Origin of the sequence: Pseudomonas sp. FP215 (genome assembly GCF_030687795.1) — a bacterium.
Classification (GTDB): Bacteria; Pseudomonadota; Gammaproteobacteria; order Pseudomonadales; family Pseudomonadaceae; genus Aquipseudomonas; species Aquipseudomonas salmasensis.
The window spans coordinates 4,243,621-4,258,379 of sequence record NZ_CP117447.1; the positions used below are offsets into that span (position 1 = coordinate 4,243,621).

Sequence of the window (14,759 nt, forward strand, 5' to 3'; positions counted from 1 at the left end):
TGTATACGGCTTCGCAGCGCCAAGCTTCAAGCGGTTTTACAGCTCGAAGCGCAGCTCCGGCCAGATCGGCGGCGTGCCGCGCTTTTGCGATTCGAGAATCGCCCGGCACAAAGGGCAGAGTCGCTGGTCTTGGAAAATCGAGCGGTTGACCGATGACCAGCGTGGCTGTGCCGGCAATAGAGTGCCGCAGAGCGTGCGATCAATGGAGCCGCCCAGTTCCAATTGACGCGCCACCAAATGCACCCGCACTTCCTGGCAGGCGAACAGGTCCAGCTGCTCGTCCGGCTCGATCAGTTGGTAGTTAAACAGGGACCAGGCAGGGCGCGACATCGAGGGCTCCAAATCGGGGGGGCGCCACCTTAGCCGAAAGCCTGCCGGTAGAAAAGCGTCATAACAGCGGTTTTAGCGTTGGCCAGACATTTTCCAGTAACTTGCCTTGCGCGGCGACTGCCGGATGCAATTGATCAGCCTGCATCAGCTCAGGATGACCGCCCACGCCCTCAAGGAAAAACGGTACCAGAGGAATGTCTTTTTCCTGGGCCAATGCACCATAGACTTGTGCAAACGCATTGGTGTATCGGGGCCCATAATTGGGTGGCAACTGCATGCCCAGCAACAGCACCTTGGCACCACCGGCCTTGGACTGGTCAATCATCGACGCAAGATTTTGTTTCAATTGCGCAGGCGGCTGGCCGCGCAAGCCATCGTTGCCACCCAACTCGATCACCACCACATCCGGTTTGTGCGTTGCAAGCGCCGCGGGCAGCCGCGCGAGGCCTCCTGCACTGGTGTCGCCGCTGATGGAAGCATTGACCACTTTATCGTCAAAACCCTCCTGCTTGAGCCGTTGCTCCAGCAACGCGACCCACCCCTTGCGGGTATCCAGGCCGAAACCGGCACTGATACTATCGCCAACGATCAGGACTGTACCCGCCGCTGCGTTCTGGGCCATGCACATCAAGGCCAGGCCAGCACTCAAAAACCACACTCGCATCGGATTCTCCATGGGCGCAAGCATTCTCACCGCGCGAAACCTTAGTAAAGTGGTTCCCAGCGCGGAAGGTGAACTGACTATCCTGCACGAACTGAGCCTGGAACTGAACAAGGGCGATAGCCTGGCTATCGTCGGCAGCTCCGGTTCCGGCAAATCCACCCTACTGGGCCTGCTGGCCGGCCTCGACTTGCCCAGCAGCGGCGAAGTCACCCTGGCCGGGCAAGCCCTGAGCACCCTCGACGAAGACCAGCGCGCACGCATCCGTGCCGAACATGTGGGCTTCGTATTCCAATCCTTCCAATTGCTCGACAGCTTGAATGCACTGGAAAACGTGATGCTGCCGCTGGAGCTGGACGGCCGCCAGGACGCCCGCGAGCGGGCCAAACACCTGCTGGAGCGCGTAGGCCTGGGCCAGCGCCTGACCCACTCGCCCCGCCAGCTGTCCGGTGGCGAACAACAGCGGGTGGCGATCGCCCGCGCGTTTGCCGCCGAACCGGACGTGCTGTTCGCCGACGAGCCCACCGGCAACCTCGACAGCCATACTGGCGAGCGCATCAGCGACCTGCTGTTCGAGTTGAATAAAGAGAGCGGCACGACCCTGGTACTGGTCACCCATGACGAGCGCCTGGCCCATCGTTGCCGACGCCTGATCCGCCTTGAAGCCGGCCTGATGGTCGCGCCCCTGGAGCCTTGATGGCACGTTTGCCGCTGTTGCGTCTGTTCAGCCTTGCCATGCGTCAGTTACTGCGCGATGCCCGCGCCGGTGAATTGCGCGTGTTGTTCTTTGCCCTGCTGGTGGCCGTGGCCGCCAGCACCGCCATCGGCTACTTTGGTGCGCGCCTCAACGGCGCCATGCTGCTGCGTGCCACCGAGTTCCTCGGCGCCGACCTGGTGCTCGAAGGCAGCTCGCCTGCCCGTCCCGAGCAAATCAAATCAGGGACCGAACTGGGCCTGGATCACGCTCGCATCGTGGAGTTCTCCAGCGTTATCGCCACCGACAACGGCATCCAGCTTTCCAGCATCAAGGCGGTCAACGAGCAGTACCCGTTGCGTGGCGAGCTTAAAAGCAGCACCGAGCCCTTCGGCGCTGAAGTTCCGGGCGGTGGTCCAAAACCCGGCGAAGCCTGGGTGGAAGCACGATTGCTGACGGCGCTGGACCTGAAAGTCGGCGACAGCATTGATGTCGGCATGAAGACCCTGCGCTTGGCGCGCATCCTGACCTATGAGCCCGATCGCGCCGGCAACTTCTACAGCCTTACGCCCAGGGTCATGATCAACCTGGCGGACCTGGACGCCACCGGTGTTGTGCAGCCAGGCAGCCGGGTGAGCTACCGCGAACTCTGGCGTGCGCCGCAAGGCAGCACTGCGCTGCAAACCTATCGCGACCTGGTCAAACCGGGCCTGGCCGCCAACCAGCGCCTGCAGGACTCCCGCGATGGCAACCAGCAGATCGGCGGCGCGCTAGGCAAGGCCGAACGCTACCTGAACATGGCCAGCCTGGTGGCCGTGCTGCTGGCTGGGGTGGCCGTGGCGCTGTCGGCCAACCGCTTCGCCAGTCGACGTTTCGATGCCAGCGCGTTGTTGCGCTGCCTGGGCCTGTCGCGCCGTGAAGCGATGTTGTTGTTCACCCTGCAACTGAGTGTGCTGGGCTTGCTGGCGAGCCTGGCCGGCGCCCTGCTCGGTTGGCTGGCGCAGTTTGGCCTGTTCTATTTCCTGCACGACCTGCTGCCCGCCGACGTACCGCCGGGCGGGTTGCTGCCGGCTGTCGCCGGGATCGGCACCGGGCTGGTCGCCCTCGCCGGCTTCGCCCTGCCGCCGCTGGCCGCACTGGGTCGGGTACCGCCGCTGCGGGTGTTGCGCCGCGATTTGCTGCCTATCCCCTCAAGCACCTGGATGGTCTACGGCGCGGCGCTGTTTGCCTTGGGCCTGATCATGTGGCGCCTGAGCCTGGACCTGGTATTGACCTTCGCGTTACTCGGCGGCGGTGTGGTGGCTGCATTGCTCCTGGGGGGCTTGCTGTTGCTGTTGTTGCAAAGCCTGCGGCGGTTATTGGCTCGCGCCTCCCTGCCCTGGCGCCTGGGCCTGGGCCAGTTGTTGCGTCACCCGTTGGCGGCGGCAGGCCAGTCCCTGGCCTTTGGCTTGATCCTGCTCTCCATGGGGTTGATCGCGCTTTTGCGGGGCGAATTGCTCGACACCTGGCAAAACCAGTTGCCCAAGGATGCGCCCAACTACTTCGCCCTGAATATCCTGCCGGCCGACAAGGACGCCTTTGGCGCCCGCCTGCTGGATGTCCAGGCGCAAGCAGCGCCGCTCTACCCGGTGGTGCCAGGGCGCTTGATCAGCATCAATGGCGAACCGGTGCAGGAAATTGTCAGCAAGGACTCCAGCGGCGACCGTGCCACTCAACGCGACCTGAGCCTGACCTGGGCAGCCGACTTGCCGGCGGGTAACGTCCTGACAGCAGGTACCTGGTGGTCGGCGCAACCCACTGATGGGGTTCCTGGCGTGTCGGTGGAAGCCAAAGTGGCCGAGAGCCTGAAGCTTAAGCTCAACGACCATCTGGTGTTCACCATCGGCGGTGAAAACCGTGAGGCGCGGGTTACCAGCCTGCGCACCATCAACTGGGATAACTTCCAGCCCAACTTCTTCATGATTTTCCAACCGGGCACCTTGAAGGATCTGCCCGCGACCTACCTCACCAGCTTCTATCTGGCTCCCGGCCATGACCAACAGATCGTCGACCTGTCACGGGCCTTCCCGGCGGTCACTATCCTGCAGGTCGAGGCCCTGCTGGAGCAGTTGCGCGGCATCCTTGCCCAAGTGACCTTGGCCGTCGAATACGTGCTGTTGTTTGTACTCGCGGCGGGCATGGCGGTGTTGTTCTCTGGCCTGCAGGCCACCCTGGATGAACGAATCCGCCAGGGTGCATTGCTGCGCGCCCTGGGTGCCGAGCGTAAGTTGCTGGTCAAGGCCCGACGCATTGAGTTCGGCCTGCTGGGCGCCGTCAGCGGCTTGTTGGCGGCACTGGGCACCGAACTGGTGACCTGGGTGCTGTACCGCTATGCCTTTGACCTGGCGTGGCATCCCCACCCGTGGTTGTTACTGCTGCCCGTGATCGGTGCTTTGTTGATTGGCGCTGCCGGAGTGTTCGGCACGCGCCGTGCGCTGAATGCCAGCCCGCTGACCGTATTGCGCGAAGGCTGAAACCCGGATGGCACGTACCCAGCCAAGGTACGTGCCATCAGGCGGGCTTCACATATTCGATCTTGGTGATCCACCAGCACACCTCTCCGCCGGGGGTCTGTACGATTGCCTCGTCATCCACCTCCTTGCGCAGCAGGGCCCGTGCCATAGGTGAGTCGATGGAGATGTAATCCATACGGTCGTAGATCTCGTCATAACCGACGATGCGAAAACGCTTGGTCTCGCCCTGTTCGTTTTCGATTTCGACCCATGCGCCGAAAAATACCTTTCCCTCCTGCTCGGGCATGTACTCCACCACCCGCATGTCTTCCAGGCGTTTGCGCAGGTAACGCACGCGCCGGTCTATCTCGCGCAACAGCTTCTTGTTGTACTGGTAATCGGCGTTTTCACTGCGATCTCCCAGGGAGGCCGCCCAGGTCACTTTGCGCGTGGTATCCGGGCGCTTTTCACGCCACAGGTAATCCAGCTCTTTTTTCAGCGCTTCATGACCTTCTTTGGTAATCAGCTTGGTACTCAAACGCTTGCATCCCCAGGCAATGTCCAATGGTGCCGTTATGCCAGGGCATCATGCCCAGGCAGCGGCTGGCTGGGACTGATGATAAATGAACCCTGGAAAGTATCCAGGCCGGCGCCCCATTACCTCACCCATGCCCCTCCAGCACTTGATCCAACTCAAGCAACGTGCCCTGCATACGCTGGCGCATACCCGACAACTGCAACATCATCATCGCCAGCTTTTCGGCCTTCTGGCTGACCTCCAAGCCCTGCTCCTGCAAATAGGCATGGCGCTGTTCAAGTTCACGGCCCTTCTCTTCCAGCTGGCTCTGCTGCTGTTGCAATCGCGCCTGCCACTGTTCCAGCATCTGTTCCTTCTCCAGTACTGCGCATTTTTTTTGCGTCAATTCCTGGGCGACCTTGGCCAGGTTGCTCAGTGCGCTGTCCATTTCGAGCAAAGAGGTATGGTCCATCTGAGCAGGCGGGTCCAAGGGTTCGGGCTCCGGCTCGGGTGGGTCCAACCGCAGGTTGTTTGGCTCAAAGTGACTGTCATCTTGTTCAACCGGAACAGGCGACGCACTGCTCTCAACCTGCTCCTGCGGTATCGCGACCAGCGACCGCGCCGGTTCCTCAACGGTGTCTTCATCCATAGGCTGCGGCGCCGTCGTGGCTGAGCGCGGATTTCGCGGCGGCGCAACCATTTGCGACGAGAAGCGAATGGACGGCACGATCACTGCACTGCTTTCGATCGCAGGCAACGCCGGGGCTGACATGCCCAGGGTGATGACCTTCATGACCAGGGCCTTCTTGATGATCACCGAGTGGTGATCCTCTGGCCTGGCCGGCGGTAACCGGCAGCCTTTCAAATCAATGAAATGAAAGGGAACCTGGGGTTCGGCAATGGGCGTCGTCTTCGAGCCGGCTGCGGCTGCCATCGTCAAGATCTGTTTGAAGACTTGCATGGCTAATTGCAGGTCCTCTTTGGAATCAACGCCTCCCAGAAAATACCGTTCAATCTTTTTACGTAATGCGGCGATATAAACCCTGGAGTGGCCGGGCTCCGCCTCCTCATCCAGGCTGTACACCAGAAAGTTGGATGCCGTTTGCGTAACAGCAAACCCGCACAACAAGGCGCCGTTAACCGGCGTCCCTTCATCGTTGCGCTCAAGAACAAGAGTACGTAGAAGCATCATGGCAATCAGGCCTCATTACAAAAAAGAAAACTTTATATAAACATCCGATAAACATCCGGGCATTAATAAGTATTCAAAACAAAACAATTGTTTCAGCGAATTATCGGAGTGAACGTAGGATTCTTCTTATTAAGCATACTTCGCGTTCCCAAGCCTTCATATTGAACGTACCCTTTTTAAAGCACTTCCCCCTACAGCCGGCCCCTCTCACACGCCCTGCAAAACTTATTCGGTAAAACCATGATCGAGATAAGCAACCTGACAAAACAGCTGGGCAAAACACGCGTAATCAGCAACGTGTCCTTCTGTGCCCAGCGCCAGGAGTGTGTGGGCCTGCTGGGAGAGAGCGGTGCAGGCAAAACCACACTATTGAGCTTGATCGCCGGGGCGATCAAGCCGACGGCCGGGCATATCACTATTCAAGGTTTCAATACCCATACCCATTCAACTCAAGCCAAAAAAGTCATTGGCTATCAACTTCAAGGCGGCCTCGACCATCACACGATGTCCGTCAAACACATGCTCAATTTCATTGCTGCCATTCGCGGTTTGAGCGGGCTGGAAAAACGCAGCCAAGTGGCGCAGGTCGTCGCACGCCTGGAACTGCTGCCCGTGCTCGACTGCGCCATCAGCGCACTTTCCCTTGGCTTGAAGCGCAGAGTGGCAATGGCCCAGGCGCTCCTGCATTCACCAAGCCTGCTGCTGTTGGATGAACCCACAGAAGGGCTCTGTCCTGATCAACGGCTCAAGTTCCGGGCACTCATTGAGTCCCTGAGCGATGAAATGACCATCATCATCGCCTCCCGCCATTACCAGGAGCTGGCGGACATCTGCACCCGTGCCTTGGTTATGGCCGGTGGCCGCCTGGTGGCCGATGCCTCGCTGCCCGACTTACAGCGCAGCTCCCGGCATTTCCAGGCCGTCACCCTCGCAGCAGACACCCCGCTGGACTTGCTCGCGCTGGCCGTATTGCCCGGCGTCGCCGGCATCGAAGAAGACCGACATGCACCCGGCAAGGTGACGGTCCTGGCCATGCCTGGGCATTCCGTATTTCCCGCAATCAACGCGCTTATCACCCATCGCGGCTGGAACATCACGTCAATGAATCTGGAGCCGGGTCGCCTGAACGATGTCGTTCACCATCTGAGCCAAGAGGTAACACCTTGAGACTGCTACCTGTCATTTTCAAACGACAACTCGCCAGCTACGCCTGCGCGCCCAGCACCTATCTGAGCGTGGCAATTTTTCTCGCGCTATGCGCCGTGCTGGGACTGCATTCCAACCAATGGATGGAGCGCAACAGCAGCGATCTGCAGGCCTTTTTCGAGCTGCATCCCTGGCTCTATCTCCTGCTGGTCCCCCTGTTATCGACGCAGTTGTGGTCGGATGAATCCAACGCCAGCTTTTACGACACCCTGAATGCCTTGCCTGTCACCTCAGTGGAACGAGTGATCGGAAAATTTATCGCAGCATGGACTGTCTGTGGCATTGCGCTGATGCTTAACTTCCCCTTGGTAATTGCCGTCAATTATCTGGGCACGCCTGACAATACCGTTATCGCTTCGCAGTTCCTGGCCAGTTGGTTGCTGGCGGGAAGTTATCTTTCCGTGGGTTGCTTCATCTGTGTACTTGCGAACCAACGCCTGCTGATTTTCTTTTTCACCCTCGGCTTGTTGCTGACCGCCAGTGGGCTTTCGTCAGTACTGGATGCACTTGAACAACAAGCACCGATATGGGTTATCGACAGTTTGATGTCCCTGGATCCCATCGCCCGCTTCAGCGCGATGGATAACGGCAGACTCACACTGCATGACAGCCTGTACTTTATAAGCATGATCGTTGCTTTTCTGTTTGCAACCACCCTCACACTCAACTACAAAAGCAGTTGAGAAAAGGAAGACCACTGATGGGATCCGCTTTTCGTGCGGGTATGACACTTCTCGTCATATCACTGCTGTTTCTGGCACTCAATCTAGTCTGGGTACCCAAACTACCTACTGTCCAATGGGACTTTTCCCAAGAAAAAATCCATACGTTATCGCCAGCAACGCGGCAACTACTTGCCTCACTTGAAAGCCCACTGGATCTGTATTACTTCAACGCCCTCAATGCGCCGCAAAAAAGCCAGGCATTAGAACGTTATGGCCGGCGCGTCGAAGACGTGCTCAAGGCGTTCGAAAAAGCGGCAAACGGCATGATCAACTTACATATCATCAACCCCGCTCCCTTTTCTGAAGACGCCTACAAAGCCAGCTTGTTCGGGCTTGATGACACGCAAGGATTTCTTGGTCTTATCGGCACCCGCGCTGGCCAGGGCGCCCAACGCATCGAAGCGTTCCGCCCTGAGCACGAGTCATTACTAGAATATGAGATCAGCCACCTGATCTATAAGTTGGGGCACCCTGAGCGTGCCACTGTCGGCCTGCTGTCGGGCCTGTCGCTGGATAAACCAGCCAGCGAGCTGCTGGCGTTGATGCGCGAGCAATTCAATGTGGTGGAACTGGCGTCGAACATTGCTCAGGTACCGCCATCCATCGCGACATTGATGGTCATACAGCCGCACGCCTTACCTGAGCGGGCCTTATATGCCATTGAGCAATCGGTATTGAAAGGCACCCCGTTGATGATGTTCATCGACCCTGTGAGCGAGATAGGCGCTGACGCCGTGTCAGCGAACGCGAGAATGGAGGGGCTGCTGAACGCGTGGGGCATCCAGATGCCGGAGGACAAGCTGTTGATCGACAATCTTTATGCCTCATCAGCCACGCCCGGTCCGGGAATGCCCCGGGTACTGCACCCCGCCCGGCTACACCTGCCGCGACAGGCCATGGCCACGACGGATATCAGCACCTGGGGACTGGACAGCGTCATCGTCTCAAGCAGCGGCGCGCTTTCGCTAGCGCCCAAGAGCCGCTCACTGCTGACCCCACTTCTACTGAGCTCAGGGCAATCAGCCCTGTTGGACGCAAAACGCTTTGCCTCAGCGACCACATTCGACTCGCTCATCGATGAAACGGCAACTTCAGGGCAGCGCCACGTAATCGCAGCGCGCATTGAGGGGCCCGCTTACTCAGCGTTTCCCGACGGTTTCAAGGGCCAGCCGCCCGGGCTGCAAAAAGCAGAACTGATTCAGGTGGTAGTCGTGGCCGACACTGACCTGCTAGCGGACACTCTCAGCCAGGCACGACCCAACGGCAACGCGCAGTTGGTATTGAACACATTGGATAACCTGGCGGCTCCCGACGCACTCAAACGCATTCGACCCCGTGTCATGCACCAACCGTTGCACAGGCTGGATCAGATGCGGGACCAAGCCGCACAGGCGTATCGGAAAAATTCGGTTGAGCTGGAGCGACGACTTGAGCAGACGGAGCAAGCGTGGCGAAGGTTGAACCCACTGCACACACGGCTTATTACCCAAGCGGTGGATACCAGTACCCAGTTGCAGGCACTGAACAAGGAGCGCCTGCAGTTGCCCATCGAGTTGCAAGCACTCAAGGCGCAGGCCTATGCCCCGGTGCAGCGTTTCGAGCGACAGCTCAAAGGGCTGATAATCGTGCCCCTTCCGCTGCTGTTGTGCCTGATTGCCTGGTTACTTTTCCTACACCAGCGCCGGCGTCGTACCCCCGCGATCTTTCACTAATCGCTCAGCGACGGGCAATCAGCCCTTGCCGGGCAATGCGCGTCAGTTGGTGGATCACCTCATGAGCGTTGCTGGCACTCGGTGCCTGAATAACTGCCAGATCGAAACTGTCGCTGGCAAAACGGGCCAGTGAATCGCCGTCTTCAACAAACTGGATCAGGAACGCCGAGGGCCGACCGGAACGACGTGGCCAGCCGTCCAGATAGCGCAGCAGTGTCGGCTGGTGCTTGCCGCCCAACAGGATTTTCGGATTGCGTTGAGTCAGGTCCGCGGTGATCGGGGCCAGGCGTATGAGGGGGCGTAGTGCATTCATCGTGTCGTGTCTCTGCCTCAAAAGTCTGCGGGCAGGTGAGAGGCAACACCGAACCAGCGCTTTAGCGGTATTTCGAGGAACGCCCTGCGTGAGCAAGCGTGCTTCTGTCGGGCTGCATTGAGACCCAGTGGCGCCCCGCAATTAGCTGTTTAAATCGGCGCATGAGCAGCATCCTAGAGAAGCCGGTGGGGCAGTGTCAAGAATCCCGGGCAACGAAAAGGCCCGCATCAGCGGGCCTTTTGTGCAGCGTGCAAAACGATCAGTGAGTGATCGCGCGGTCGACAGACAATTTGCCCGCACCTTCCAGCAACACCGCCAGCGCGCCGCCGAGCAACGCCAGTGCGAACTCATAACCGTTGTTGGCCATGAACAGCCCGTTGTGGATGTGTACAGAGAAAATCGCCACCAGCGTCAGGAAGGTCAGGCCCAATGCAGCAGGGCGAACCAGCAAACCGATGATCAGGGCCAGGCCGGCGAAGAACTCGGTACCGCCCGACAGCAGCGCCATCAGCGTACCCGGCGCCAGGCCGATGCTTTCCATCCATTGTGCGGTGCCCGCCAGGCCACCACCGCCAAACCAGCCGAAGAGTTTTTGCGAGCCGTGGGCAGCGAAGATGATGCCGACGAAGATGCGCAGAATAGTCAGGCCATAACCGGCGCGAGTGGACAGTACACGGGTAATCATTGGGCTCATGGGGTAAATCCTTTTCCAGGTAGGGGTTGGTTGGCCGCTATATTAATCAGTTTAAGCAATGATAAAAGCCGAAATATTGCCTAATTAATATCTAACAATTCGATTATTTGCGCGAGGCAATTTTAGCAGCTACCGGCTCAAGGGACTCCCGCTCCCGATCGAACGCCAAATAATACTTGTTGACGCTATTAACATAGCTGACGCCGCCCATCCCTACCTGCTCCATGGCAATGCGTTCAACCTGGAAAAACCACTGATTGGGGTTAAGCCCACGGCGCTTGGCCTCGGTGCGCATGCCTTGCACTCGCTCCGGCCCCATGTTGTACGCTGCCAGCATAAAGGCCATGCGCTCGCGCTCATTGAGCTTGGGGCTGGCGAAAAACTTGCGACGGATCATCGCCAGGTAACGTGCCCCCGCTTGCACGTTATTGTCGAGCGTCTCGATATTGTTGACCCCCACCCGCTGGGCCGCCGACGGCGTGATCTGCATCAGGCCGGTGGGGCCGCCGCTGTTGCGCGCACCTGGGTCCAGGGAAGACTCCTTGAACGCCAACGCCGCCAGGTTCAGCCAGTCCATACCTTGCTCACGTGCATGTTTTTGCAAAACCGGGCGCAGTTTTTCCAGGCGCTGGCGGTCAGCCCGCGCCAATGGGTTACGGACCTGGTAGAGGCGTCGATAGATACGCTGGAAAGCCACATCCTGGTCGGAAGGCGTGTGATAGGTCTTGAGAAACCGATCAATGCTGGCGCGCAGCATCGACGCGTCCTGGCGCACAAACCAGAACTCGTCGCCCGGTTCGCTGATCACTACCTGTTTGTCAAAGCGCAACTTGGGCAGGATTTTCGCCCAGCGTTGGGCAATCGGCTTTTCCACAATCGTCAGGTGAAAAATCCCGGCCTGCACCATCTCCAGGACATCTTCCACCGCCAGGCTGGGGTCAACCCATTCCACTTTCACCGGTGGGCGTTTGTGCAGGGCCAGTTTTTGATTGACCTGACTGATGGCATCCGCCGCCGCACTACCCGTGGTCAGCGTCACCGTGCGACCCGACAGTTGCTCCAGCTTGGTAAACCGCCGTTCGCCCTTGACGCCCACCAGCCACAACGGCACATCGCTGACAATCGGGTCGCTGGCGCTGACCTTGCGCACGCCCTTCACGTCCAGCAACTCACCGGGCGCCACCAGGTCGCCTTCACCGCGGGCCAGCGCGCCGAGTAACTGGTCCTTCGCCTTGGGGATGATCTTGAGGTTGATGGCCTGCCCATCACGGGCATGGCCGTTGAGGTACTGCTCGAAGGCGCGCAACCGGTGGTATTCGACACCGATGGCCTGGCCCTGCACTTCACCGGAACTGTTGCGGCTCTGGTTGACCAAGACGCGCAGGGTGCGGCTGGAGCGAATTTGCGCGAGGTCGCGGACCTTGCCGGGTTTGGCCACCTGCAGCGGCCCATCCAGACGTGCGACCGCCGCCATGGGCAGCCATAACGTCAGACACAACATAAGCAACGCCGAGGGTCGGATCATCCGCTCTCCGGAAAGAAAACTGGCCAGCGCCTGCGCGAATAACGCAGTGCTGGTGGTCAGAAACAGAGCGCTTTATGCGCTGGCAAGGCGTGCAACGGCGCCACAGTGGCAGGCAATCGGCCCACCACAATGTCGCTTGCGACGTTCAAAGACAGCGTTAACGCATTGTAGTTCTTGGTTTTTCTTATCAATCTACAGCTCTGATATGCTTTCCGGCCGCAGGCGGAGATAGCACCATGCAACTCATTGATATTGGCGTCAACCTGACCAACCCCAGTTTCGACGAGAGGCACATGGCCGTTCTCGAACGCGCCTACGCCGCTGGCGTGCAGCAATTGGTACTCACCGGCACCAGCGTCGAGGGCAGCGAACAGGCCCTGCAACTGTGTGTAAAACTCGACGAAAGCGGCCAGCGACTCTTCAGCACTGCCGGCATTCACCCTCACTCTGCCAGCGACTGGAACAGCGACAGCGCCCAACGCCTGCGCAGCTTGCTGGGCGACAGCCGAGTGCGCGCCGTGGGTGAATGCGGGCTGGATTTCAACCGGGACTTCTCCCCTCGCCCCCAGCAGGAAAAAGTCTTCGAAGAACACCTGGCCCTGGCGGTCGAGCTGCAACTGCCGGTGTTTCTCCATGAACGCGATGCCAACCAGCGCCTGCTGGAGATCCTCAAGGACTACCGCGACCACCTGCCAGCCGCCGTGGTGCACTGCTTCACTGGTGAACAGGCGGCGCTGTTCAGCTACCTGGACCTGGACTTGCACATTGGCATCACGGGTTGGATCTGCGACGAACGCCGTGGCACCCACCTTCATCCGCTGGTCCGGGAAATTCCCCGAGGCCGTCTGATGCTGGAAAGCGATGCGCCCTACCTGCTGCCACGCACCTTGCGCCCCAAACCAAAGAACGGTCGCAATGAACCGGCGTACCTGCCCGAAGTACTGCGCGAAGTGGCCTTGCACCGTAACGAAACAATGGAAGACCTGGCGCTGCACAGCACCGCGTGCGCCCGGCGCTTTTTCGGCTTGCCTGGCATCGATTAATGCGGCGCATTGACCCATGTCAAAAGCGCTGTTCTGAATAGCGGCACAATAATGGCACCTTGCCAATACTGTTTCCGCTATCAGAGAAAACCTTCCATGGGTGCCTGGCTTAGCAATATCTCGCTCAAATACAAATTCTGGGCCGTCAATGCGGTCGCCTTTATCACCACCCTGCTGCTGGTGCTGTACGCCGTACAGCTTGAACAACAGGCGCGCAGCCAGGCAGCGCAGGCATCGGCCCAGGCCCAGGGGCGCTTGCTCAGCGCCTGGCCAGCCGACAAAACCTTGCCCACGGGTGAGCACTGGCTCACCTTTGCCAAAGGCCACCCCCCCCAGGATCTGCCCGCCCTGAGCACTGCCAACGGCTGGACTGAACTCAACCACATGCCGTTGTTCGGTGAAAACCCGCTGATCGGCGCCGAAGTGATCAGCCGGGCCGACGGCCAGCAGGTCGCAGTCCTGGCCTACGCGCCGAGCCTGAGCCAGGTGTTCCGTGAACGCTTCACTCATTACGCCGTCGCCGTGGCCGTACTGATGCTCGCCATGCTCGGCGCCTCGCAGTTGTTGATCCGTTTTCTGCTCAGCCAACTCAACACCCTCAAGGATGTGATGCTGCACGTTGAAAAAACCGGCGACCTGTCGGCGCGGGTGCCATTGGCCTGCAAGGATGAAGTCGGCCAGATGGCCAGCGCCTTCAACGCCATGCAAGCCGGCTACCAGCGGGTGGTCAATACCGTGGCCCGCACCGCCCGGCAACTGGACGACGGCGCCGCACGCCTGGCCAGCAGCATGAACGAGGTACAGCACGGCATGCTTGGCCAGCAGAGCGAAACCGACCAGGCCGCCACCGCCATCAACGAAATGACCGCCACCGTCTACCACATCGCCCAGCACGCGGGCGCCACCCGTGACTTGTCCCAGTCCGCCGACACCCTCGCCGGCAGCGGCCAGGCAGTGGTCACCCGGGTACAGCGCTCAATCGCCGGGCTGTCCAGTGGCGTACAGCAGACCGCCGAAATGATCCAGAAACTGGCCGAAGACAGCCAGAAAATCAACGGCGTGGTCGGGGTGATCCACAGCATCGCCGAACAGACCAACCTGCTCGCCCTCAACGCCGCCATCGAAGCCGCCCGCGCCGGGGAAATGGGCCGCGGTTTCGCGGTAGTCGCCGACGAAGTGCGCAACCTGGCCAAACGCGTGCAAAGCTCCACCGACGAAATCACCCGCATGGTCTCGGCGCTGCAAGCCGGCACCCGCGACGCCGTGGACTTCATGCAGGAAAGCTCGTTCAAGGCCGACGACTGCGTACAGCAGGCCCAGGAAGCCGGCCTCGCGCTGGCTGAAATCACCGGGGCCGTGGCACAGATGCGTGAGAGCAACACCCAGATTGCCGTGGCCGCCGAGCAACAAAGCCATGTCGCCGAAGAAATGAACCGCGCCGTGGTGAGCATTCGCGACGTGACCGAAAACACCGTACATCAAACCGTGGCATCCGCGACTACCAGCAATGAACTGGCGACGCTGGCCGGAGAGTTGAGCAAGGCGATTGGGCAGTTGAAGTTGTAAGACTGTTCCAGCTGTAATCCGACTCCTACGACCAAGCCTCGATTTACCTGAGATTAAGACGAAACTTCCTCGCCCCTCTCGCGAATAAC

Annotated in this window: 14 protein-coding genes; 7 read left to right on the top strand and 7 right to left on the bottom strand. The window is 59.7% G+C overall.

From position 1 onward, the window contains the following. Positions 1 to 36: 36 nt before the first annotated feature. Positions 37 to 330 (bottom strand): hypothetical protein, encoded by a 294-nt coding sequence (locus tag PSH76_RS19135; RefSeq protein WP_003189866.1) that lies wholly within the window; start codon positions 328 to 330, stop codon positions 37 to 39. Between the two features lie 58 nt (positions 331 to 388). Further along, a complete protein-coding gene (locus PSH76_RS19140) occupies positions 389 to 994 on the bottom strand; it encodes an arylesterase (RefSeq protein ID WP_305492730.1) in 606 nt (201 codons plus the stop codon). 10 nt (positions 995 to 1,004) lie between these two features. Between PSH76_RS19140 and PSH76_RS19145 the strand changes: the two genes are divergently transcribed. Both PSH76_RS19145 and PSH76_RS19150 read left to right on the top strand, forming a co-directional pair. Further along, entirely contained in the window at positions 1,005 to 1,688 is a 684-nt protein-coding gene (locus tag PSH76_RS19145; RefSeq protein WP_003189864.1) for an ABC transporter ATP-binding protein, read from the top strand. Beyond that, on the top strand, positions 1,688 to 4,198 hold the full coding sequence (locus tag PSH76_RS19150; RefSeq protein WP_305492731.1) for an ABC transporter permease: 2,511 nt from the start codon (positions 1,688 to 1,690) through the stop codon (positions 4,196 to 4,198). The genes PSH76_RS19145 and PSH76_RS19150 overlap by 1 nt, the downstream gene beginning before the upstream one ends. 37 nt (positions 4,199 to 4,235) lie before the next feature. Here PSH76_RS19150 and greB read toward each other — a convergent pair whose 3' ends face one another. Both greB and PSH76_RS19160 read right to left on the bottom strand, forming a co-directional pair. Then, a complete protein-coding gene (greB, locus tag PSH76_RS19155) occupies positions 4,236 to 4,715 on the bottom strand; it encodes a transcription elongation factor GreB (RefSeq protein WP_032897540.1) in 480 nt (159 codons plus the stop codon). Positions 4,716 to 4,839: 124 nt separating this feature from the next. Continuing rightward, on the bottom strand, positions 4,840 to 5,886 hold the full coding sequence (locus tag PSH76_RS19160; protein ID WP_305492732.1) for a hypothetical protein: 1,047 nt from the start codon (positions 5,884 to 5,886) through the stop codon (positions 4,840 to 4,842). 240 nt (positions 5,887 to 6,126) lie between these two features. Between PSH76_RS19160 and PSH76_RS19165 the strand changes: the two genes are divergently transcribed. Genes PSH76_RS19165 through PSH76_RS19175 form a run of 3 tightly spaced genes read left to right on the top strand, consistent with a single transcriptional unit; the run spans position 6,127 to position 9,529 of the window. Next, complete coding sequence (locus tag PSH76_RS19165; RefSeq protein ID WP_032892751.1) at positions 6,127 to 7,053, top strand: ABC transporter ATP-binding protein; 927 nt, start codon at positions 6,127 to 6,129, stop codon at positions 7,051 to 7,053. Continuing rightward, the gene (locus PSH76_RS19170; RefSeq protein WP_032892753.1) at positions 7,050 to 7,775 is read left to right on the top strand and encodes an ABC transporter permease; all 726 of its coding nucleotides are present in this window, start codon (positions 7,050 to 7,052) and stop codon (positions 7,773 to 7,775) included. Before PSH76_RS19165 ends, PSH76_RS19170 begins: the two co-directional genes overlap by 4 nt. 17 nt (positions 7,776 to 7,792) lie before the next feature. Continuing rightward, positions 7,793 to 9,529, top strand: coding sequence for a Gldg family protein (locus PSH76_RS19175; protein ID WP_305492733.1), 1,737 nt, complete (start codon positions 7,793 to 7,795; stop codon positions 9,527 to 9,529). A 4-nt stretch (positions 9,530 to 9,533) separates the two neighbouring features. Here the strand turns inward: PSH76_RS19175 and PSH76_RS19180 are convergent, their stop codons facing one another. The 3 genes from PSH76_RS19180 to PSH76_RS19190 form a co-directional block, all read right to left on the bottom strand. Further along, positions 9,534 to 9,842 carry a hypothetical protein gene (locus tag PSH76_RS19180; protein ID WP_003189853.1) on the bottom strand — a complete coding sequence of 103 codons (309 nt, stop codon included), beginning with the start codon at positions 9,840 to 9,842 and terminating at the stop codon, positions 9,534 to 9,536. Positions 9,843 to 10,101: 259 nt separating this feature from the next. Continuing rightward, complete coding sequence (locus PSH76_RS19185) at positions 10,102 to 10,536, bottom strand: DoxX family protein (RefSeq protein ID WP_003189852.1); 435 nt, start codon at positions 10,534 to 10,536, stop codon at positions 10,102 to 10,104. Positions 10,537 to 10,639: 103 nt separating this feature from the next. After that, on the bottom strand, positions 10,640 to 12,061 hold the full coding sequence (locus tag PSH76_RS19190; RefSeq protein WP_098952293.1) for a transglycosylase SLT domain-containing protein: 1,422 nt from the start codon (positions 12,059 to 12,061) through the stop codon (positions 10,640 to 10,642). A 236-nt stretch (positions 12,062 to 12,297) separates the two neighbouring features. Between PSH76_RS19190 and PSH76_RS19195 the strand changes: the two genes are divergently transcribed. Both PSH76_RS19195 and PSH76_RS19200 read left to right on the top strand, forming a co-directional pair. Beyond that, complete coding sequence (locus PSH76_RS19195; protein ID WP_305492734.1) at positions 12,298 to 13,104, top strand: TatD family hydrolase; 807 nt, start codon at positions 12,298 to 12,300, stop codon at positions 13,102 to 13,104. Positions 13,105 to 13,200: 96 nt separating this feature from the next. Next, positions 13,201 to 14,670, top strand: a complete 1,470-nt coding sequence (locus PSH76_RS19200) for a methyl-accepting chemotaxis protein (RefSeq protein WP_305492735.1) — start codon at positions 13,201 to 13,203, stop codon at positions 14,668 to 14,670. Positions 14,671 to 14,759 lie beyond the last annotated feature (89 nt).